The organism is Pseudonocardia sp. (genome assembly GCF_050250275.1).
GTDB lineage: Bacteria > Actinomycetota > Actinomycetes > Mycobacteriales > Pseudonocardiaceae > Pseudonocardia.
This window is the reverse complement of the sequence record NZ_JBFWOY010000032.1, coordinates 23705-43548: the sequence shown is the minus strand read 5'-3', so window position 1 is coordinate 43548 and position 19844 is coordinate 23705. Positions and strand designations below refer to the sequence as shown.

22 protein-coding genes are annotated in these 19844 nt (G+C 73.8%); 14 read left to right on the top strand and 8 right to left on the bottom strand.

Features of this window, described 5'->3' with window-relative positions:
• Positions 1 to 82 precede the first annotated feature (82 nt).
• On the top strand, positions 83 to 712 hold the full coding sequence (locus AB7F12_RS24965) for a TetR/AcrR family transcriptional regulator (RefSeq protein WP_428499394.1): 630 nt from the start codon (positions 83 to 85) through the stop codon (positions 710 to 712).
• Positions 713 to 743: 31 nt separating this feature from the next.
• Positions 744 to 3158, top strand: a complete 2415-nt coding sequence (locus AB7F12_RS24960; RefSeq protein ID WP_428516940.1) for an MMPL family transporter — start codon at positions 744 to 746, stop codon at positions 3156 to 3158.
• A gap of 97 nt (positions 3159 to 3255) precedes the next feature.
• Here the strand turns inward: AB7F12_RS24960 and AB7F12_RS24955 are convergent, their stop codons facing one another.
• Positions 3256 to 4044: an SDR family NAD(P)-dependent oxidoreductase gene (locus AB7F12_RS24955; RefSeq protein WP_428501954.1), complete on the bottom strand. Its 789-nt coding sequence runs from the start codon at positions 4042 to 4044 to the stop codon at positions 3256 to 3258.
• A gap of 299 nt (positions 4045 to 4343) precedes the next feature.
• Between AB7F12_RS24955 and AB7F12_RS24950 the strand changes: the two genes are divergently transcribed.
• Positions 4344 to 5105 carry an SDR family NAD(P)-dependent oxidoreductase gene (locus tag AB7F12_RS24950; protein ID WP_428501953.1) on the top strand — a complete coding sequence of 254 codons (762 nt, stop codon included), beginning with the start codon at positions 4344 to 4346 and terminating at the stop codon, positions 5103 to 5105.
• Between the two features lie 24 nt (positions 5106 to 5129).
• Here AB7F12_RS24950 and AB7F12_RS24945 read toward each other — a convergent pair whose 3' ends face one another.
• Positions 5130 to 5891 carry an ANTAR domain-containing protein gene (locus AB7F12_RS24945; RefSeq protein ID WP_428501952.1) on the bottom strand — a complete coding sequence of 254 codons (762 nt, stop codon included), beginning with the start codon at positions 5889 to 5891 and terminating at the stop codon, positions 5130 to 5132.
• 215 nt (positions 5892 to 6106) lie between these two features.
• Here AB7F12_RS24945 and AB7F12_RS24940 point away from each other — a divergent pair, with 215 nt between their 5' ends.
• A complete protein-coding gene (locus AB7F12_RS24940) occupies positions 6107 to 6826 on the top strand; it encodes a GAF and ANTAR domain-containing protein (protein ID WP_428501951.1) in 720 nt (239 codons plus the stop codon).
• Between the two features lie 28 nt (positions 6827 to 6854).
• A complete protein-coding gene (locus tag AB7F12_RS24935; RefSeq protein WP_428501950.1) occupies positions 6855 to 7862 on the top strand; it encodes a TIGR03557 family F420-dependent LLM class oxidoreductase in 1008 nt (335 codons plus the stop codon).
• 10 nt (positions 7863 to 7872) lie between these two features.
• Here AB7F12_RS24935 and AB7F12_RS24930 read toward each other — a convergent pair whose 3' ends face one another.
• The 4 genes from AB7F12_RS24930 to AB7F12_RS24915 are packed head-to-tail and all read right to left on the bottom strand — an operon-like array spanning position 7873 to position 11940.
• Positions 7873 to 8715: a glycosyltransferase family 2 protein gene (locus tag AB7F12_RS24930; protein WP_428501949.1), complete on the bottom strand. Its 843-nt coding sequence runs from the start codon at positions 8713 to 8715 to the stop codon at positions 7873 to 7875.
• Positions 8700 to 9755, bottom strand: a complete 1056-nt coding sequence (locus AB7F12_RS24925; protein ID WP_428501948.1) for a glycosyltransferase — start codon at positions 9753 to 9755, stop codon at positions 8700 to 8702. Before AB7F12_RS24925 ends, AB7F12_RS24930 begins: the two co-directional genes overlap by 16 nt.
• The gene (locus AB7F12_RS24920) at positions 9752 to 10828 is read right to left on the bottom strand and encodes a glycosyltransferase (protein WP_428501947.1); all 1077 of its coding nucleotides are present in this window, start codon (positions 10826 to 10828) and stop codon (positions 9752 to 9754) included. Before AB7F12_RS24920 ends, AB7F12_RS24925 begins: the two co-directional genes overlap by 4 nt.
• Positions 10825 to 11940, bottom strand: a complete 1116-nt coding sequence (locus AB7F12_RS24915; RefSeq protein WP_428501946.1) for a glycosyltransferase family 1 protein — start codon at positions 11938 to 11940, stop codon at positions 10825 to 10827. Before AB7F12_RS24915 ends, AB7F12_RS24920 begins: the two co-directional genes overlap by 4 nt.
• Before the next feature lie 176 nt (positions 11941 to 12116).
• On the opposite strand from AB7F12_RS24915, the gene AB7F12_RS24910 reads away from it, so the two are divergent.
• The gene (locus AB7F12_RS24910; RefSeq protein WP_428501945.1) at positions 12117 to 12530 is read left to right on the top strand and encodes an ATP-binding protein; all 414 of its coding nucleotides are present in this window, start codon (positions 12117 to 12119) and stop codon (positions 12528 to 12530) included.
• Positions 12531 to 12751: 221 nt separating this feature from the next.
• Positions 12752 to 13633 carry a sigma-70 family RNA polymerase sigma factor gene (locus tag AB7F12_RS24905; RefSeq protein WP_428501944.1) on the top strand — a complete coding sequence of 294 codons (882 nt, stop codon included), beginning with the start codon at positions 12752 to 12754 and terminating at the stop codon, positions 13631 to 13633.
• Between the two features lie 66 nt (positions 13634 to 13699).
• Here the strand turns inward: AB7F12_RS24905 and AB7F12_RS24900 are convergent, their stop codons facing one another.
• Both AB7F12_RS24900 and AB7F12_RS24895 read right to left on the bottom strand, forming a co-directional pair.
• Positions 13700 to 14038 (bottom strand): TraR/DksA family transcriptional regulator, encoded by a 339-nt coding sequence (locus AB7F12_RS24900; protein WP_428501943.1) that lies wholly within the window; start codon positions 14036 to 14038, stop codon positions 13700 to 13702.
• A 116-nt stretch (positions 14039 to 14154) separates the two neighbouring features.
• Positions 14155 to 14322 (bottom strand): hypothetical protein, encoded by a 168-nt coding sequence (locus tag AB7F12_RS24895; RefSeq protein WP_428501942.1) that lies wholly within the window; start codon positions 14320 to 14322, stop codon positions 14155 to 14157.
• 225 nt (positions 14323 to 14547) lie between these two features.
• Here AB7F12_RS24895 and AB7F12_RS24890 point away from each other — a divergent pair, with 225 nt between their 5' ends.
• The 7 genes from AB7F12_RS24890 to AB7F12_RS24860 all read left to right on the top strand — a co-directional run bounded on the left by AB7F12_RS24890 (position 14548) and on the right by AB7F12_RS24860 (position 19838).
• Positions 14548 to 14844 carry a hypothetical protein gene (locus AB7F12_RS24890; protein ID WP_428501941.1) on the top strand — a complete coding sequence of 99 codons (297 nt, stop codon included), beginning with the start codon at positions 14548 to 14550 and terminating at the stop codon, positions 14842 to 14844.
• A gap of 168 nt (positions 14845 to 15012) precedes the next feature.
• Positions 15013 to 15375, top strand: coding sequence for a hypothetical protein (locus AB7F12_RS24885; RefSeq protein ID WP_428501940.1), 363 nt, complete (start codon positions 15013 to 15015; stop codon positions 15373 to 15375).
• A 317-nt stretch (positions 15376 to 15692) separates the two neighbouring features.
• Positions 15693 to 16136: a hypothetical protein gene (locus AB7F12_RS24880; protein ID WP_428501939.1), complete on the top strand. Its 444-nt coding sequence runs from the start codon at positions 15693 to 15695 to the stop codon at positions 16134 to 16136.
• 348 nt (positions 16137 to 16484) lie between these two features.
• The gene (locus tag AB7F12_RS24875; protein ID WP_428501938.1) at positions 16485 to 17339 is read left to right on the top strand and encodes a hypothetical protein; all 855 of its coding nucleotides are present in this window, start codon (positions 16485 to 16487) and stop codon (positions 17337 to 17339) included.
• On the top strand, positions 17332 to 18663 hold the full coding sequence (locus tag AB7F12_RS24870; RefSeq protein WP_428516942.1) for an SRPBCC family protein: 1332 nt from the start codon (positions 17332 to 17334) through the stop codon (positions 18661 to 18663). Before AB7F12_RS24875 ends, AB7F12_RS24870 begins: the two co-directional genes overlap by 8 nt.
• Complete coding sequence (gene gvpJ, locus AB7F12_RS24865) at positions 18664 to 19107, top strand: gas vesicle protein GvpJ (RefSeq protein ID WP_428502389.1); 444 nt, start codon at positions 18664 to 18666, stop codon at positions 19105 to 19107.
• Positions 19104 to 19838 carry a GvpL/GvpF family gas vesicle protein gene (locus AB7F12_RS24860; protein WP_428502388.1) on the top strand — a complete coding sequence of 245 codons (735 nt, stop codon included), beginning with the start codon at positions 19104 to 19106 and terminating at the stop codon, positions 19836 to 19838. Before gvpJ ends, AB7F12_RS24860 begins: the two co-directional genes overlap by 4 nt.
• The last annotated feature ends 6 nt before the right edge of the window (positions 19839 to 19844 follow it).

Here is a 19844-nt window from a genome sequence, read left to right as displayed (position 1 = left end):
CGCTGGCGCGCGGCAGGGCGGACCCGGTACGTGGCGCGCGACTCATTGCACTGAGTGCAGCGAAATTCCTAACCTCGATCAGGTGACGGCGTCGACGGTGCGGGATGCGCAGAAGGCTCGCACGCATCGTGCGCTCCTCGACGCCGCGCTCGCCCTGACCGCCGAGCGCGGCCGTCCGGGCCTGACCGTCGAGGCCGTCGCCGAACGGGCCGGGGTGTCGCGGCGGACCGTCTTCAACCACTTCGCGACGCTCGACGAGATCGTCCTGGCGGCCTGCACCGAGATGCTCGACGTCCTGGTCGACGGGTTCGTCGAGGCCGCGGCCGCCGCACCGCCCGGGGAGCCGGGCCTGGCCGCGGTGGTCGACGACGTCGTCCGCGCACTGCACGCCACGGACCTCGTCGGCCCCATGGCCTACCTGACCCACGTCCTCGGTGCCCCCGACCAGCAGGACCCACGGGTCGAGGTGATCGTCGACGCCGCGTTCGGGCGGTGCCGCCGGCACATGCTCGGCGCCGTCGCCGACCGCTACCCGGGCGTCGACCCCCTCGACGTGGAGCTCGTGGTCGGCTCCCTGCTCTCCGGCGTCCACGTGCTGCACGGGCACTGGTGGGAGCGCACCGGAGCGGGCGACGACGCCGCGTCGCGCCGTGAGTGGGAGCGCCTGCTCGAGCGTCTGACCCGCGCACTCCGTACCGGCTTCGGCCACTGACCGCCACTCTTCCCGGGAGCGTCTCCTCGTCATGGCAGAACTGCTGTACCGCCTCGGCCACCTCGCCGCCCGCCGTCCGTGGCGGGTCGTCGCGGCCTGGGCCACCCTCCTCGTCGCGGCCGTCGTCGCGGTCCTGTTCACCGGGGTCAACCTGACGGGCGCGACCTCGATCCCCGGCACACCGACCGAACGGGTCTCCGAGCGGCTGCAGGCCGAGCTGCCCGGCGCCGGTGGCGGTACCGGGCTGGTCGTCCTGCACACCGTCGACGGGCAGCCGTTCACCCCTGCGCAGCAGGCCGCGGTCTCGGCGGCGCTGCAGCGCGTCGGCGGGGTCGAGGGCGTCACCCAGGTCGTCGACCCGTTCGCCGTCGCCGCGAGCAGGGCCGCGCAGGAGCAGCAGCTCGCGGGCGGGCGCGCACAGCTCGACCAGGCGCAGGCGCAGCTCACGCAGGGGCAGGCGCAGCTCGACGCGGCCCGTGCCGCGGGCGTCCCGGCGCAGGCCCTCGCCGCGCAACAGCAGCAGCTCGACCAGGCCCGCGCGGGCCTCGAGGCCGGGACCGCGCAGCTCTCGGCGGGGGAGTCGCTCGCGGCGCTCGCCGCGGGCATCCGCACGGTGTCGCAGGACGGCTCCGCGGCCGTCGCGACGGTCGCGTTCGGCGCCTCGCAGACCGCCATCCCGACCGCGACCAAGGACGCCGTCGTCGCCGGGATGCGCGACGCCGCGATCCCCGGTGTCGACGTCGACTTCTCCTCCGAGATCACCCAGAACATCGACGGTATCGCCGGGCCGGCCGAGGTCGTCGGCGTCGTGATCGCCGCGGTCGTGCTGCTGGTCATGCTGGGCACCCTCGTCGCGGCGGGGCTGCCGATCCTCACCGCGCTCGTGGGCGTCGGCGTGGGCGTGGCCGGGGCGATGGCGTTCTCCGGCCTCGTCGAGATGACCTCGGTGACCCCCATCCTGGGCCTGATGCTGGGCCTCGCGGTGGGGATCGACTACGCCCTGTTCGTCGTGAACCGCCACCGCAGGCAGCTGCGGGCCGGTGTCGCGCTGCGCGAGTCCATCGCGCTGGCCACCGGCACGTCGGGCAACGCCGTCGTCTTCGCGGGCTTCACGGTCGTGATCGCGCTGGTGGCGCTCACGATCACGGGTATCCCGTTCCTCGGGTTGATGGGTGTGGTCGGCGCGGCGTGCGTCGCCGTCGCCGTGCTCGTCGCGGTCACACTGACCCCGGCCCTGCTGTCGCTGATCGGGCCGCGGCTGCTGTCGCGCAAGGCTCGCGCGCTGCCCCCGGCCCCGCAGGCCCCGCACCGGTCCCCGATGTCGACGGGATCGGCCGTGCTGCGCGCCGTCGGCGGGATCGCGCTGCTCGTGCTCATCGCGGTCCCGGCGCTGTCGATGCGGCTCGGGCTGCCCGACGGCTCGTCCGAGCCGCAGGACTCCACCCAGTACCAGGCCTACTCGACGGTCGCCGACAAGTTCGGGGCCGGGGCGAACGGACCGCTGGTCGTCGTCGCCGACCTGCCCCCGGGCCTGGACGAGCAGGGCCGCACCACGGCGCAGGCGACCGTCGCCCAGGAGATCGGCGGCGTCGCGGGCGTCGCAGCCGTCGCACCCGTCGCCGTCGCGCCGAACGGCTCGTTCGCGCTGTTCCAGGTGGCGCCCACCGACGGGCCGACGAGCGAGGCGACCGAGCAGCTCGTCGACGACCTGCGGTCGATGACGACGCCCTCCGCCCCGAACACGCCGCTCGGCGTCGCGGGCTCGGCGTCGGGCAACATCGACATCTCGGCCAAGCTGGCCGCGGCCCTGCCGATCTACCTCGCGGTCGTCGTCGGCCTGTCGTTGCTGATCATGATCGTGGTGTTCCGGTCGATCCTGGTGCCGGTCACCGCGACCCTCGGGTTCGTCCTGTCCTACTTCGCGGCGATGGGCGCTGTCGTCGCGATCTACCAGTGGGGCTGGCTGGGTGCGGTGTTCGGCGTGCACGACCCGGGGCCGGTGCTGAACTTCCTGCCGACACTGCTGGTCGGCATCCTGTTCGGCCTGGCGATGGACTACCAGCTGTTCCTGGTCTCGGGGATGCGCGAGGCGTTCGTGCACGGCTCACCGGCGCGGCGCGCCGTCACCGAGGGGCTGCACGCGGGCCGCGCCGTCGTCACCGCCGCGGCCATCATCATGTTCTCCGTCTTCGGCGGGTTCGTGTTCTCCCACCTGGCGATGATCCGGCCGATGGGCTTCGGGCTGGCCTTCGGTGTGCTGTTCGACGCGTTCGTGGTGCGCATGCTGGTCATCCCCGCGCTGATGCACCTGGCCGGTGAGGCCGCCTGGTGGCTGCCGAAGTGGCTCGACCGCATCCTGCCGAACGTCGACGTCGAGGGCGCCTCGCTGGAACGGGCGCATCCGGCGGCGTCGCCGGGGCAGCCGTCGCCGGCCCCGGCCCGGTAGGTGTGCGCCGGACCGGCCCGGGCCTGCGGTGCCGGGCTGCGGCCGGGGGTGCCGGGCACCCTCCCGGGCCGCGGCGCCGCCCGCCCGGCCGGTCGGGTCAGCCGTCGTGGGGACGGACCCCGCCGTAGGTCTGCCAGGAGGGGGAGATGAGCCAGCCCGCGTCGACGGGGATCGTCACGCCGGTGATCGCCGACGACTCGGGCCCGGCGAGGAACGCGACGGTGCTCGCGATCTCGGAGGGCTCGATCATGCGTCCCAGCGCGGTGGAGTTCGTGATCGACGACGCGTCCCGCTCGCCCGCCTCCAGCAGCCGCCGGACCAGCGGGGTCAGGGTGTAGCCGGGGGCGACGCCGTTGACGCGGACACCGGCGCGTCCCCACTCGCCCGCGAGGTTCTCGGTCATGCGGATGACCGCGGCCTTGCCGATGCCGTAGGAGTGCAGCGGCGTGGAGCGCAGGCCGGTGATCGACGAGATCGTGACGACCGTTCCCCGGCGGCGGGTCACCATGGCCCTGCCGAACCCGACGGCGGCCGACCAGGTGCCCCGGACGTCGACGCGCATGACCTCGTCCCAGGTCTCGGTGGCGAGCTCCTCGGCGGGGACCGGCAGGTGGGTGATGCCGGCGGCGGTGACGACGATCGTGACGGGCCCGACCTCGTCCTCGACGCGGTCGGCGCAGGCGCGCACGGCGTCGTCGTCGGTGACGTCGAGGGTGAGCGTGACGTGGTCGTCGCCCTTGAGGGTGCCGACGGCCTGCTGCAGCGCCGACTCGTCGATGTCGGTGAGCACGACGCGGGCGCCGCGTTCGGCGAGCAGCTGGGCGCACGCGAGCCCGATGCCGCTGGCGCCTCCGGTCACGACCGCGATCTCGCCGTCGAGTGTCACGTCGTCCTCCTGGGTCGTGTGCTGCGTGGACCGCCCGGCCCGGCCGATCTTCGACCGACCGGTCGGTAGGGCCGATGCTCGCAGGGGTGCGGCCGATGGTCAATCGCCGGGCGCGTAGCTGAACCACCGGTCGGTTACGGAGGCGAGGCGTCCTCGCACGCTGCCATGGATCGGCACGAAAGTTGACACCTCCGGCGACGGAAGCCACCCTGGCGAAGGGCGATAAACGACTCGTGGTTCGGCAACGACGTCGAGTCCGTCGCCTCCGGTCGTCACATCGTCGTGGGACAGGAGTGCACGTGAACAGGTTCGAAGGCAAGGTCGCGGTCGTCACCGGCGGAGTACAGGGGATCGGGCGCGGGGTCGCGCTGCGGCTCGCCTCCGAGGGCGCCGCCGTCGTCATCGGCGACCTCCAGGAGAACGACTCCACCGCCGCGCAGATCGTCGCCGACGGCGGCCGCGCCACCCACGTCGTCATGGACGTCCGCAAGCCCGGCGACTGGAAGCGGCTCGTCGACGAGGCCGTCGGCGGGTTCGGCGCGGTCGACGTGCTGGGCAACATCGCGGGTGTCGTCAACTCCGTCGGCCCCGACACCGTCGTCGACCTCGACGAGACCGGCTGGAACCTGGTGATCGACACCGACCTCAAGGGCGTCTGGCTCGGCATGCAGGCCGTCATCCCCCGGATGCTCGACAACGGCGGCGGCGCGATCGTCAACATCGGGTCGATGGCCGCCCTCAAGGGCCTGGAGAACCTCGCCGCCTACTCCGCGGCCAAGGGGGGCGTCGTCAGCCTCACCCAGCAGGCCGCGATGGAGTACAGCCCGCGCGGGATCCGCGTCAACTGCATCTGCCCCGGCACCATCGACACCCCGATCCTCGCCGGGATCACCGACAGCATGCGGGAGAACTTCGTCTCCGCCCACCTGATCCCGCGTCTGGGCACCGCGCAGGACATCGCCGCCGCCGCCGCGTTCCTGCTCTCCGACGACGCGAGCTTCTGCACCGGTGAGATCCTCCCCGTCGACGGCGGCTGGAACACCAAGGGCAGCGCAGGCTGACCCCGCGGCAGGACACGGCCGCGCTCACCGGGCCGCGGACCTGCCCGGGACCGGCAGCTCGCCGGTCGCGACGACGTCGTCCGCGACGTCGCGAAGCTTGCGGTTGGCGTTCTGGCTCGCCTCCCGCAGCTCCCGGAACGCCACGTCCTGCGTGCAGCACCGGCGCGCCATCAGCACACCGATCGCCGCGCCGATCGTCCGGCTCGACGCCAGCGCCTCGGTCAGCTGGTCGGCGCGCGCCCGGGTCGCGACGGCGGTCAGCGCGAGACGGGCCGCCGCCGCGGCGGCGGCCACCGCGTCGTGGTCCGGCCCGGGAACGCCCAGGTAGACGTTCAGACTCGCCGCGGTCCCTTCGCACAGCGGAAGGCTGAGCACCCCGCCGACCGTGGGCTCGCCCGCCAGCCGGTGCCGGAACCGCGGCCAGCGCTGCTCGCCCACGCCTGCGGCGAGGTCGAGGACGACGGGCTCGCCGGCCGTCATGGCGTGCAGGCACGGCCCCTCGGCGGTCTCGTACTGCAACCGGTCGGCCCGGTCGGCGAGCCGGTCCGTGCTGACGGCGGTGACCGGGGAGCGCCCGGAGCCGCGGGTCACGCTCACCGAGACGACACCGGGGACATGGTCGCGCAGCAGACCGATGACCGCGGCCTCGTACCGGGTACGGTCGACCGGGCCGGGCGCGGTGAGCAGGGCGGTGAGGTCGTGGAGTCGCGCGGCGAGGCCGGCCGCCGGGATGAGGACATGTCTGTCGCCGTTCGGGTACGCGTGGGCCGGCCGACCGAACGACACGGTCGATGCCGGTTGCCGCGGACACAGGGCGACGGGGGCAGGGCGACGGGGGCCCGTCACCGGGAAGTTTATGCGAACCGGGCGCGGTGCGCCCGCCGCCGGCCCGACCGGTGGGCCCCCGCCCCGCCGTGCATGTCGGACGACAGGTCCGGGCATACCGATCCGTCAGGGGCCCGCCGGGCCGCCACCGCGACACCTCCAGGAGACCTCCACCGATGGCGAACATCGACGTCGACCAGCTCACCGCCGGGCTGCGACGCCTCGAACCGGCCGACGAGGCAGACCTCGCCGGCGCACTCGACGCCGTCGTCGAGGCCTGCGTCGACGTGTTCGGTGTCACCGGGGCCGGGCTGATGGTGGCCGACGAGCAGGACTCGCTGCGCTACGCCGCCGCGACCGACGGGCCCGGCCGCGTCCTCGAAGAGGTCCAGACCGAGACCGGTCAGGGTCCCTGCATCGACACCTTCGTCCACGGCTCACCGGTCACCACCGACGACCTCGCCCACGAGAGCCGGTGGCCCGCCAGCCGCGGCATCCTCGTCGACCACGACGTGTACTCCGTGCTGGGCGTGCCCGTGCGGCTCGGCGGGGTGACGGTCGGCTCCCTCGACGTGTACCGCGACCACCCGCACACGTGGGACGCGTCGGAGAGGTCCGCGCTCGTCCGCTACTCGGCGGTGCTGGAGACGATCCTGCGGACCCTGCTCGCGGCCCACCGCTCCGACGAGCTCGCCCGCCAGCTGCAGTACGCGCTCGACTACCGCGTCGTCATCGAGCGGGCCGTCGGGTACCTGATGGCGGCCCGGCACACCGACGCGGTGACGGCGTTCGACCTGCTGCGGCGCGCGGCACGCAACCGCAGGCGCAAGGTCGCCGACCTCGCACAGGAACTCCTCGACGGCGGCAGCCTGGCTGCCGGTGACGGGCGAGGGTAGCGCCGCCACGCCCGGGTAAGCCGGGGCCATGACGTCCTTCGGCTACACCCTGATGACCGAGCAGCGCGGCCCGCGCGAGCTCGTCGCCGACGCGGTCGCCGCGGAGCAGGCCGGCTTCGACTTCGAGGTCATGAGCGACCACTACTTCCCGTGGCTCGACGAGATGGGCCACGCCCCGTACGCGTGGAGCGTCCTCGGGGCCGTCGCGACGGCGACCGAGCACGTGCCGCTCATGACCTACGTGACGTGCCCGACCGTGCGCTACCACCCGGCCGTGGTGGCGCAGAAGGCCGCGACCGTCGCCCTGCTGTCCGGGGGCCGGTTCACCCTCGGTCTCGGCGCGGGGGAGAACCTCAACGAGCACGTCGTCGGCCGGGGCTGGCCCACCGCCGACGTGCGCCAGGAGATGCTCGACGAGGCCGTCGCGATCATCCGCGACCTCCTCGACGGCGGGTACGTGACCCGGGAGGGCAGGCACTTCCGGGTCGACTCCGCGAAGCTGTGGGACCGCCCCGACGAGGGGGTGCCGCTCGCGATCGCGGTGTCGGGGGCCCAGTCGGTGCAGCGGTACGCGCCCGTCGCCGACGCCATGGTCGCCGTGCAGCCAGAGGCCGACCTCGTCCGCGACTGGGACGCCGCGGCCGGCGCGCAGCTGCCCAAGATCGGCCAGCAGCCCGTCAGCTGGGGCCCCGACACCGCCGCCGCGACCGACCGCGCCCACGCGCTGTTCCGCTGGTTCGGGGGCGGCTGGAAGGTCAACGCGGAGCTGCCGGGGACCGCGGGTTTCGCGGCGGCCTCGCAGTTCGTGCGCCCCGCGGACGTCGCCGACGCGATCCCGTGCGGGCCCGACGTCGACGGCGTCGTGGAGGCGGTGCGGCCCTTCGTCGACGCCGGGTTCACCCACGTCGCGCTCGTCGAGGTGGGCGGGGAGATGCAGCCGGACTTCTGCGAGTTCGCCCGGACCCGGCTGCTGCCCGCGCTGCGAGAGGAGTTCGGCAAGGCCGAGCAGCCGGAGATCGGCGTCCGCCGACGGTGACCCGCGCGGCTCAGGTCGGCGCGGCGGCGACCGCTTCCCAGTCGTCGGTGGCGGGGTCGTGGCGGACGAGCCCCGCCGCCGCGAACGCCTCCAACCAACCCGTCATCGGCCACCGGCCCCACCGGCGGCGGAACAGCGCGCCGTTGCGCAGGATGTCGTCGAGGTGCTCGACGGGCGGGTCGCTCACCGGGTGGTGCTGGTGGAAGGCGAGGGCACCACCCACCCAGCGCAGCCCGACCCCGGCCGCAGCGGCCGTGTACCCGAAGTCGGTGTCCTCGCCGCCGTACCCGCGGTAGCCCTCGTGGAACCCGCCGAGGCGCGTCCACACCGGTGTCGTCACCGCGAACGACAGTGACCAGAACAGGTCGTGGTCGGCGGCGTCGACGACCTCGCCGTCGGCGGGGGAGGGCCGGGCGGGGTGCGGTGCCGCGCTCGCGGCCAGTGCGTCGGCCCGGTAGCCGCCCTCGGGCGGTGGCGGCAGGTAGGCGACGGGCCCGCACAGCAGCCGGTCACCCGCCCCGGCGGCGGCCTCGCGGTAGCGACGGAACAGAGCCGGGCCGGGGATGCAGTCGACGTCGAGGAACACCAGCAGGTCCGCACCGGCCGCGGTCGCGGCGCCGGCGCCGACGTTGCGGGCGTGCGCGATCGGCAGCCCGCCCCCGCCGGAGCACACCTCGACGGTGCGGGCGGCCCGGGGACCGCCCGCACCGGCCACGATCGTCGCGACCTCGGGATCGTCGACGGCGACGACGACCCGCGTCGCCGGTGGGTCCTCGGCGGCGGCGAGCCCGGCCTGCTGCCGACGCAGGTGCGCGTGCCTGCCGTGCACCACGGTGATCAGCCCGACGTGCACGGCGACACCTCCCCGGTCAGCTCCCGGATCAGGCCCGCGGCACCGGCGGCCGCACCGCCGGGACACCACAGCCGCCACCGGTCGCCGTCGTCGGCGGTGGCGTCGGCGAGCAGCGTCGCCCACACCGCCGGGTCGGGCCAGCGCGGGCAGACGGTGGCCAGCCCGGCCGCCGCGATCGCCGACGACGCTGCGAACTGCTCGCCGTGGGGGCGGCGCTGGGGGACGACGATCGCGGGCCTGCGCGAGGCCGCCACCTCGGCCAGTGCGTTCTGGCCTGCGTGGGTGACGATGACGTCGGCGCCCCGCAGCAGCGGCCACGGATCGGGGACCCAGCCGTCGCCGCCACCGAGAACGGTCCAGGTCCAGTCCGGTGTGGCGCGGGCCGCCGCGGCGAGGTCGTCGTCACCGACGTCGCGGCCACCGGCGCCGAGCAGGACGACGACGCGGCGCCGCCGCGTCCGCGCGGGCCGGTGCCCCACGTCGTCCGGCGTGGCCGCGGCGGGACCCGCCGGGGTGCCGATCCGGTCGTCGTAGCGGGACAGGGCGCCGACGAACCGGGTCTTCGCGGTCCACGCCGACGGCCACGGCGGATCGAGCACCTCGCGGGGCCAGCACGCCAGCAGCGCGTCCGCGACGTCGTAGGCGCTGCGGTGGGCCCGGTCGGTCCGGTCACCGGGCATCGCGACGACCAGGACCGGCACCCCCAGTAGCCGGCACAGGAGCGCGACCTCCACCGACACGTCGACGACGACGAGCCGCGGGGCCGTCCGGGCGATCCACGACGCGATCGCGGCCATCCGGTCCCGCAACCCGGGGTCGTGTCGCGGCACCCAGTGCAGGACACCGCCCGCGGTCGGGTCCCGCGGTCGCGGGGTCTCGTCGTCGCGGCGCAGGTCCACCCAGTCGACACCGGATGACGACCCGTCGGTGGGCCGGGGCACGCTGCTGAGCACGGTGGCCGGGCCGCCGTGGGCGGCGAGGATCCCCAGGGCGCGGGTGAGGTGCCCACGGCCCTGGTGGTGGACGTAGTAGCCGATCACGCCGCCACCCCCGACGCCGCGGCCCGCGTGTAGAGCGCCACGTACTCGTCGACCATGCGCCGGTGGCTCCAGTGACGCTCGGCCCGGCGGCGGGCCGCCGTGCGCGACAACGACTCCACGACCGGGACGACGGCGGCCAGCGCCGCGGTGTCCCCGGCCGGCACCAGCCGCCCGCAGCTGTCGTCGACGATCTCGGGCAGCGCCCCGACGGCGAACCCGGCGACCGGTGTTCCGCACGCCAGCGCCTCCGCGACGACCAGCCCGTACGGCTCCTCCCAGCAGGGCGTGACCAGCATCGCCGCGGCGTGCGCCACGAGCCGGGTCAGCTCGGGGTGCGACAGGTGCCCGACGTGGCGGACGTCGCCGCCCAGAAGCGGCGCCACCATCGAGTCGAAGTAGGCGCGGTCGCTGACCGGGCCCGCGATCAGCAGCGGCCGGCCCGCCGCGCGGGCGGCGCGCACCGCGAGATGCGTGCCCTTCTCGGGGACGATCCGACCGGCCCACACCAGCGGCCCGCCGCCCGGGCCGGGCGGGCGTGTCCCGACGTCGACGCCGTTGCGGATGACCGTGATCTCCTCGGCGACGTGCCGCCACGCCCCCGCGGTGTGGCTGCTGACGGCCGTGAGGACCCCGTGACGTCCGCCCGCCGCGGCGACGGCGGACTCCAGCCACGGCGTCGGGGGGGTGTGCAGCGTCGTGACGAGCGGGACCGGGAGCGTCCGCGCCATCGCGACCGGCAGGTGGTGCAGGCTGTTGTTGTGCACGACGTCGAACTCGCGACCGCGGGCCAGCCGCAGCATGAGGTCGAGGTAGGCGTGGTGCTCGGCCATGAACCGCTCGGCGGGCATCGACACGTCGCCGCGCGCGGCGGCGCTGAACGCCAACGCCCGCATCTCCTCGACCCGGGCCCCGGGCACGGCGTCCGAACCCGGCGCGGCGAACACGGTGACCGCGTGCCCGCGCGTCGTCAGCTCCCGGGCGAGCAGCGCTGTGTGCGCCTCCAGGCCGCCCGCGAAGGGCTCGGCGATCGGGTGGTTCGACGACGCGATCAGCGCGATCCGCAGCACGGTCATCCACGCACCCGCTCGAGCGCGCGGGAGTAGATCCGGTCGTGGGCGTGGGCGAGCGCAACCCGCTCGGCCGTGCGCCGGCCCTGCCCCGGCCGCTGGGGCGGCGTGCTCCGGCATGCCTGCGCCACGGCGTCGGCCAGCGACGCCGCGTCGAGCCCGGCGGTCTCGTCGTTGCCGTAGCTCAGGCACGGCCGCTGCTCGCGGTAGTAGCCGCAGTCCGGGGCGACCACGGTCGTCCCCAGGTCGTGGCAGGCCTCCAACCACCCCGAGTGGGTGCCGAACCGGTACGGGAGCACGGACACGTCGATCTCGTCGCGCAGGTAGGCGAACAGCGCGGCGTCGGGGAAGAAGTCGTGGACCTCGAGCCGCAGCAGGCCGCGCCGCTCCGCGCGGCGCAACCGGCTCGCGACCTCGGGATCGTGACGCTCGCCGGCGGGGTCCATGACGTCGTGGTGCACGTCGACGCGCAGCGCCACGCCGTCGAGGTCGGCGACGGCCGCCGCCACCGTCTCCACCACGGGGAGGGGGTCGGTGTTGGTGCGCAGGCTCTTGAGATGGATGCCGACGACGCGTCCGTCACGGGGCGCGCGCGGCGCGTCGACGGCCGCGAGGTCCACGACGTGCGGGTGCGGCAGCACGGTCGCGTCGCGTCCCCAGCGGCGGGCGATCTCGTCGGCGGCGCCGCGGGTGAGCGTGATCAGCTCGGCGGCGGCGGGGATCAGTACGTCGAGCTGACGGTCGTGCTCGGCGCGCCGCGCATGGTGCGGGTTGCGCAGATCGTGGACGGTCTGGACCAGTGGGGTTCCCGTGGCGTCCAGCATCGCGACCAGCGCCCGGAGGTCGTCGACCGGCTGAGCATCGAATCCGAAGTGGATGTGGAACACGTCGAAGGACCGGTGGTTCCCGGCCACCCACGCCGGGTCGAGCATCGCCGGTGGCCACCAGACCGACTGGTCGCTGGGTGCCGTGCACGGCCGCGGATCGGGGAGCCTGCGCACACGGTCGCGCGCCACCGGGTTCGAGAGGTGCTGGACGTAGACGTGGCCGGCCGGTACGGACGCGACGGTCAGGACGTCGGCGTGTGGCGGACGGCGCACGACCGCGGCGCCGCTCATGACGCGGTGGCCGCGCCGCCGCAGCCGGCAGCAGTCGAGGTCGGGGTCACGGCGCGGGCGATACCCGGGGGCCGGGCGCGGGAAACCGCCGGCGCGCGCACGTCACCGACCGTGCCTGCCGATGCATCAACGTGTCCACCGTGGGAACCCTCCGCACCTGACGGAAAGGGGGTCGCGTGGACACGCACCTGTACCTGGGCGTGGACGCCCAGCCCACCGAGCTCGGCCTCGTCCGCCGTGCGGTGCAGACCTGGCTGGCCGCCCACGACTGGCCGGGCCCGGCGACCGACGCGCTGGTGTTCGCGGTCACGGAGGCGTTCGGCAACAGTGTCGAGCACGCGTACCGGGGGCTGGAGGCAGGCCGGGTGGCGATCGACCTCGACGTCGCCCCGGTGTGCGGACACCGCCGTGTCACGGCGGTGGTCACCGACACGGGACGCTGGCGGGACGGGGCCGGACGAACCGACTGCCGCGGGAACGGGCTGGCGATGATCCGTGCGATCACGCCGGGGATGGACGTGACGACGGGGGAGTCCGGGACCCGGGTGACCGTGTGGACCGACGACGACGTCGCGCCCACACCTCCCTGAACACCGCGCACGGCCGCGTCTGCGCAGGTCGGACGCCGACTTCGGCTCGTGGGGGTTGCGCCCGGGCGGACCGGGTACCCACTCGTGTTGTGGACCGTCCATGTCGAGGACGGACACAGCGGACGATCCGGGTCCGGCACGGACCGACGATCCGGCTCCGCAGAGATACTTCCAAGAGGTACAGCCAGCTGCCTCCCGGTCGCGAACAGCGAGGTGGCCCAATGCAACACGCCCCCCGAACCATCCTCGAACCACCGCAGCAGCGGGCTGCGTCCGTCGAGGACCCGCCCGCGCGACGGGCGCCGCCGCCCGGTCCCGGACCGAGCGAGTACGCCGACCAGATGCCGTTGCTGTACCACTACGCCACGTTGGCCGACGACGATCCGGACCGCGAGCGGATCCGCTCCCGGCTGGTCATCGCGTTCCTGCCCATCGTGGAGCACCTCGCGCGCAGGCACGGCCACGGCTACCGGGTCGCCGCGTACGACGACCTGGTGCAGACCGGGACCGTCGGTCTCATCACCGCGATCGACCGGTGGGACCCGCAGCGCGCCAAGGGTGAGTTCCTCGGATACCTGATCCCCTGCGTGCGGGGGGAGATCCTGCGCTACTTCCGCGACCGGACGTGGTCGATGCGTGTCCCGCGCCGGCTCAAGGAGCTCGGTGTCGCGATCGGTAAGGTGTCCGGCCCCATGACGCAGGAGCTCGGCCGCGCACCCCGGCCCAGCGAGCTCGCCGTGCGTCTCGACGTCGACCGCGAGGAGATCATCGAGGCGCTGGCCGCGAGCGCCGACCGGCACGCCGCACCGCTCTACCCCGTGGACGACGAGGGCTCCGGCGAGGAACGGATCGGGTCGGTGGAGAAGGCCTACGAGCGGGTCGAGTACGAGCTCGCGCTGCGGCCGCTGATCGCCGAGCTGCCCGAACGGGAGCGTCGCATCCTGCAGCTGCGGTTCTTCGAGGACCAGTCGCAGTCGCGGATCGCCGAGCAGGTCGGCGTGTCCCAGATGCACGTCTCGCGGCTGCTCACGCGCACCCTCCGGACGCTGCGCGACGGGCTGACGGCCGACGGGCCGGTGGGTGGACCCGGTTCACCGGGCTGACCCACCGGCAGGCGGCCGGCGCGCAGCCCGGGGAGGACGCGCCGCCCGGGGGAGACGCCGGTGCGGTCAGCGGCCCTCGGCGTGGTCGCGGCAGCGGTCGGTCTCCGGTCGCGCCTCCAGTCGCTCGTCGTCGACCTCGCGACCACACACCGTGCAGCGGCCGTAGCCACCGCTGTCGAGCCGTCCGAGCGCCGCCTCGACGCGCACACGTTGCTCACGCAGCGTGCTCTCGACGAGGTCGGCCTCCATCGTCTCGGTCGCGCGGGACGCCTGGTCGGCCGCGTCGACGGCACGCCGGTCGGCCTCGTCGGGCCGCAACGGGCCACCCTGGCGATGGGCGGCGGCGTCGGCGTCGATCCGTTCGAGCTCGGCGGTCAGCGCGGCGCGGGCACGGGCGTCGTCCATGTGGTCCTCCGGAGGATCGGGGTCGCCCCCTCGCGGACGAGCCGGACCGTGGAGGCCGGCCCTGCGGGGACGAACGCGCACGTACCCGGGATGCGCGCGACGAAACCGGCCGCGGGCTAGCCCTGCGCCGCGACGGCCTCGGGGCGCTCGACGGGGCTCTCGACGTCGGCGCCGGCCGTGGTGGCCCGGTCGTCGTCGCCGCGGCGGACGCGGGGTGGCGAGCCGGGCCGGGTGCCGGGGGAGGCGGGACGCCACAGCCGCAGGTCGCAGTTGTCGATGCTCACGTGTCGATCTCCTCGCTGGACCGGGCGTCGTCCCCGATCACCGACGATCGGATACCCGCAGTGATCGGCACGCAACCCCGTCACGCCCACGATCCGGTGTGCGGGCGCCGTCGTGCGGTCAGGGGCCGGCCGGGCACGGTGGCCGCCCTGCGCCACGACGGTTGAGACCGCGCGTGACGGGAACCCTTCCGAGTCAGACCGACGAGAACCCCGGGAGGGCGACCGATGACCTCGACGCGACGCCACCGCGACGACCGCGACGACGCCGACTCCGACGACGTGCAGGGGCAGCCGAACCCGCGTGAGGTGTTCGTCCGGCTGCTGCTCGACACCGTGCGCGACGACCCGTACCCGAGCGGGACCCAACTCGACATGATCGAGGAGTCGATCCCCGCGGAGCTGGTTCCCGAGTACGTCCAGCTCCTCGCGGACAAGTCGCGGGAGGGCTGCTTCCCGAGCACCGACGTGCTGCGTCGCATGCAGCGCATGTCGTCGGCCGGCGGTGCCACGCCCCGCTGCTGACCCGGCCCTCGCCCCTGGACCACCGGGGCCGTTGCTGCCTACCATCGGGGCGGGCTACAGCCTGCTGCCTCGCCGACCGGCCCAGGGAGCGCACATGGCTGACCGAGGACGCCCGTGACGACGGTGGGGACGTGAGGGCGGTCGTGACGTGGAGGCGGTGATCACGTGATGGCTGCCGTGCATGTGAAGGCACCTGCACACATCGACCCGCACGTCATCGAGGCCGAACTGGCGCGCGCGGTGAACGGCGACCGCAAGCACGCGATGACCGCGGAGGTCGCGTTCGCCCGCGACGTCATCACACCGCCACGCCGCGACCCGTTCCGGCGGCACGGGTTCGTCGCGATCCTGACCTTCGGGGACGGCGACCGGCCCCGGCGCCCGGCCCGCCGGGTGCGCAAGATCGTGCGCCGGGCCCTGCGCAAGCGCTTCGGGACGGACATGTCGGCCCAGGTCAGGACGGAGCTGACGACCGCCGAGATCGCCGCGTACTGGTGCAGCGTGCGCGGTGCGCCCCACCGCTCAGCCTGAGCGCCTGCCCGGCCGCGTCGCCCAGGGGCCGCGGGCCCGACCGTGTCGTGTCCAGGCCTGTCCGACCGTGGCGTCTTCGGGCCGGGCGGGCGGCCGGGGGTGTCCGAGGAATTCCCGAATGCCCGCGGGCCGCCACCCGCGGGCACCTCGTCCCCCGGACGGCGGTGCGCGGAAGCCGCCGGATGATCCGTTCACTGCGGCGGGCGGGCGAAATCGACGAATTCACGCCCGGAACGGGTAGCGCGCCACCCGGCTCGGGTAATTGGCGTCCGTCGCCCCACCGCAACGGGCGTGGGGCGCGGCGGAGGGGTGGACGCATGCGGCCGACGACGGCTCTGGAGTTCGACGCTGAACGGCACGTCTCGACGAACGGTCACCGGCCGCCGGACGCCGAGCGGCGGGCCGCCGCCCTCGCCGATCTGAAGGACAGCCTGAAGGAGCTCCTGCGCTCCGCACTGCGCGCGACGACGGGCCTCGTGCTGGACCAGGTGGAGGGCCTCGCCGGCATGTTCGACAGGATGGCGGCCGCAGGTGGGCTCGCCGCCGGCGGCCTCCTCGGCGGCCTACGTGCAGGAATGCAGGGCGGGAACCCGGTCTGGGGCGCGTTCAAGGGCGCGGTGGGGGCCCTGAGCCCGGGTATGCGCGCCGCACTCGTCGCGATCCTGCTGCTCGCGATCCTCCTCCTGCCGATCACGGTGGTGCTCCTGCTCGTCGCCCTCATCGTCCTGGTGATCGTCGCCGCGACGAAGGCGTCGTCGTGACGGGGCCCGGCCACCGGCGCGGACCCACCGACGGGGCCGGAGGTCCTGGCCCGGACGCGGTGGCGATCCGGATGCGCGGTGGAGATCCGTTGCACCGCATCTCGATCATCAGCTCCCGATGCGGCGTTCGGGGACCTCTCACCCGGTTGATACACGATCACCTCCGTGGAATGGGTCGGTGGCCTCCGCCGAACGGCGCAAATATCGTCGAGGACCGCCCCGAAGGTGTGCGTTCCGAGTGCTCCGGGTAATTGGATGCGACCCTGGTTCGCCCCCCTTGCGGTGTCGAATTCGATCACGAATTCGTCGTCGCGAACTCCCGGCGCGGACCACAGAGAAGGAGGAACGATGAAATGCGGCGCACGCGTCGCTCTCGGGGTGGCCGGTGGCTACTTCCTGGGCCGAACGAAGAAGATGAAGCTCGCCCTGATGCTCGGGGGGATGGCAGCGGGACGCCGCGCAGGCGGCCCGGGTGAGCTCCTCGCCCAGGGCAGCAAGCTGCTCGGCAAGTCGCCCGAGCTGGCGGCGCTGAGCGACCAGGTCCGCGGCCGGTTGCTCGACGCCGGCAAGGGCGCCGCGATGGCTGTCGCGGCCCGGCAGGTCACCGCGTTGACCGACAAGGTGGGCAAGCGGGTCGAGGCGTTGGGTGACGTCGGGTCCGGCGCGAAGGACGCGGGTACGGACGCCGCCTCGTCGGCCCGGGACACGGCTTCGGGGGCCGGCGGCAAGGTCTCCGACACGGTGCGGGGCCGCGGCCGGTCCGGCGACGACGACCGTGACGACGAACCCCAGGACATCGCAGACGAGGACCGTGGCGACGACCGTGACGACGGTGCTGTCGACGACCGGGCCGACGAACCGGACGACGCATCGGACAACGGCGTCGACGACCTGGAGAGCGACTCCGACGGGGCGGCCACCTCGGACGAGGCCGAGGAGCGTCCGGCTGCGCGCCGCCGCACCGCCAAGGCCACCGGCGGCGCCCGTCGCAGCGCCGCCGCCGGCAAGCGGGGCGCCGAGGAGACCGCCACGCGTGCGACACGGTCCGGCACGGCGTCGCGGACGTCGGGCGCCGCCGCCAAGACCACCCGGACCGCGGCGAAGACCGCCGGTGGCGCCGCCAAGACGACCCGGACCGCGGCGAAGTCGGCGTCGAGCGCAGCGGGCAAGAGCACCGGGCGGCGGAGGACGAGCAATGCCTGACACCAAACTCACCGACGCCCTGCCCACGGACGCGCTCAAGGAGTCCGGCCAGCGCCTGCTGACGCTGCTGGTCCAGCGCGCCGCCGAAGCGGCGACCGACCGCGTCAGCGGTCTGACCGACCGGCTGGACGGCGTCACCGAGAACGGCGGCACCGGCGTCCGCAAGGCGCTGAGCGGCCGCGGGTCCGACGACGACGACGACGATGACGGCCGCGACGACGACCGCGACGGGGACGGCGACGACGACTCGGACAAGGATTCCGGCGGCGGGTTCTTCGCCGGTCTCAAGGACAAGGTGTCCGGCCTGTTCGGCGGCGGTTCCGGCGGTGGTGGCGGCTCCGGCAGCGGCAAGAAGCTGAAGGTCACCAACATCGTCGAGGAGATCGACGTGGGCCTGCCGCTGCGCACCACCTACAACCTGTGGACGCAGCTGTCGGACTTCCCCAGCTTCATGAAGAAGGTGGAGAGCGTCGAGCAGGTCTCCGACGAGAAGACCCAGTGGAAGGCGCAGATCTTCCTGTCCCACCGCGAGTGGGAGGCGACGACCCTCGAACAGGTTCCCGACTCCCACATCGTGTGGCGGTCCAAGGGCGCGAAGGGGCACGTCGACGGCGCCGTCGCGTTCACCGAGATCGGCCCGAACATGACGCGGATCCTGCTGGTGCTGGAGTACTGGCCGCAGGGCCTGTTCGAGCGCACCGGCAACATCTGGCGCGCCCAGGGCCGTCGGGCCCGGCTGGAGTTCAAGCACTTCCGCCGCCACGCCATGGCGTCGGCGCTGCTGCGTCAGGACGAGATCGAGGGCTGGCGCGGCGAGATCCGCGACAGCGAGGTCGTCAAGACGCACGAGGAGGCGCTCGAGGAGGAGGGTCGGGCCGACGAGGACTCCGATACCGACGAGCGTGACACCGAGGCGCCCGACGACGAGTACGCCGACGACGAGTACGCCGACGACGCGGAGGACTCCGAGGACGACGAGCTCGACGGGGCGGACGACGAGTACGACGACGACTACGAGGACGAGGCCGAGGCCGACTCCGACGACGTCGCCGACGACCCGGAGGGCGCCGACGCCGAGTACGCCGACGACGACGTCGCCGACGACGCCGAGTACGACGAGGACGCCGACGACGAGTACTCCGACGACGGAGCACGCGATGCGGCCGACGACGATGCGCCCGACGACGACTACGACGAGGTCGCCGACGCCGACGCCGAGGCCGAAGAGGGTGCCGACGACGAGGCGGACGAGCCCGCCGACGAGCCCCCGGCCCGTCGACGCAACGCGCGCCGCCGGCCCGCGACAGCCGGAAGGAGCCGATGAATGACGGTCGCGACTCAGCCCGCAGGCGGCGGTTACGTCGACCGCGGCGGTGGCGGTGGATCCAGCGGATTGGCCGACGTCGTCGAGCTGATCCTCGACAAGGGACTGGTCATCGACGTGTTCGTCCGGGTGTCCCTGGTCGGGATCGAGATCCTCACCATCGACGCGCGGATCGTCGTGGCCAGCGTCGACACCTTCCTGCGGTTCGCGGAGGCCACCAACCGGCTCGACCTCTACGGCGAGGGCAAAGGCGGTAAGGACCTCACCCAGCTGACGCAGGGGATGATGGAGGGCGGCGCCAAGGGCAAGACCTCCGGTGTCCTGGACGCGGCCGTGGACAAGGTCGAGGAGGTGCTCGGCGGCAACCGCAGCGACGACCGCGAGGACGAGGACGAGCCGGTCCGCAGGCGGCCGCGGCAGCGTGCCCGGGAGCGTGAACGGTGACGGCCACCTACGTGTACGGCCTCGTGGCCGCGGGCACCGACCTCCCGGACGGTCTCGTCGGTCTGGGCCCGTCGGGGGAGGTGCGCACGGTCGAGCACGACGGCGTCGCCGCGATCGTCGGCGACGTGCCCGTGGACCGGCCTCTCGGCACCCGCGACGACCTGCTGGCCCACGAGGCCGTCGTCGACCGGGTCGCCGCGTCGACGACCGTGCTGCCCATGCGGTTCCCGGCCGTCGTGGAGGACGACCAGGTCGTCGACGAGCTGCTCGTCCCGCACCGTGACCGGTTCCTGAGAGCCCTGGACGCCCTCGACGGGTTCGTCCAGTACTCGCTGAAGGGTCGCTACGTGCAGGAGGTCCTGCTGCAGGAGATCGTCGACGAGGAACCGGCGGTCGCCGACCTGCAGGAACGCATCCGCGGCGTGTCCGAGGACGCCTCCTACTACGACCGGGTCAAGCTGGGCGAGATCGTCGCAAGGGCGATGGAACAGCGTCGCGACGTCGACGCCCGCGACATCCTCGACCGCATCGGCCCGTTCGCCGAGCAGGTCTCGAGCACCACCCCGAGCCAACCCGACGACGTCGTCGACGCCGCGTTCCTGGTGGCGCGGGACGCGGCGGAGGAGTTCGAGCGTGAGGTGGAGGAACTGGGCGGCGACACGCACGAATGGTTGCGGTTGCGGCTGCTCGGGCCGCTCGCACCGTACGACTTCGTGCCGGCGGAGGACTGATTCGTC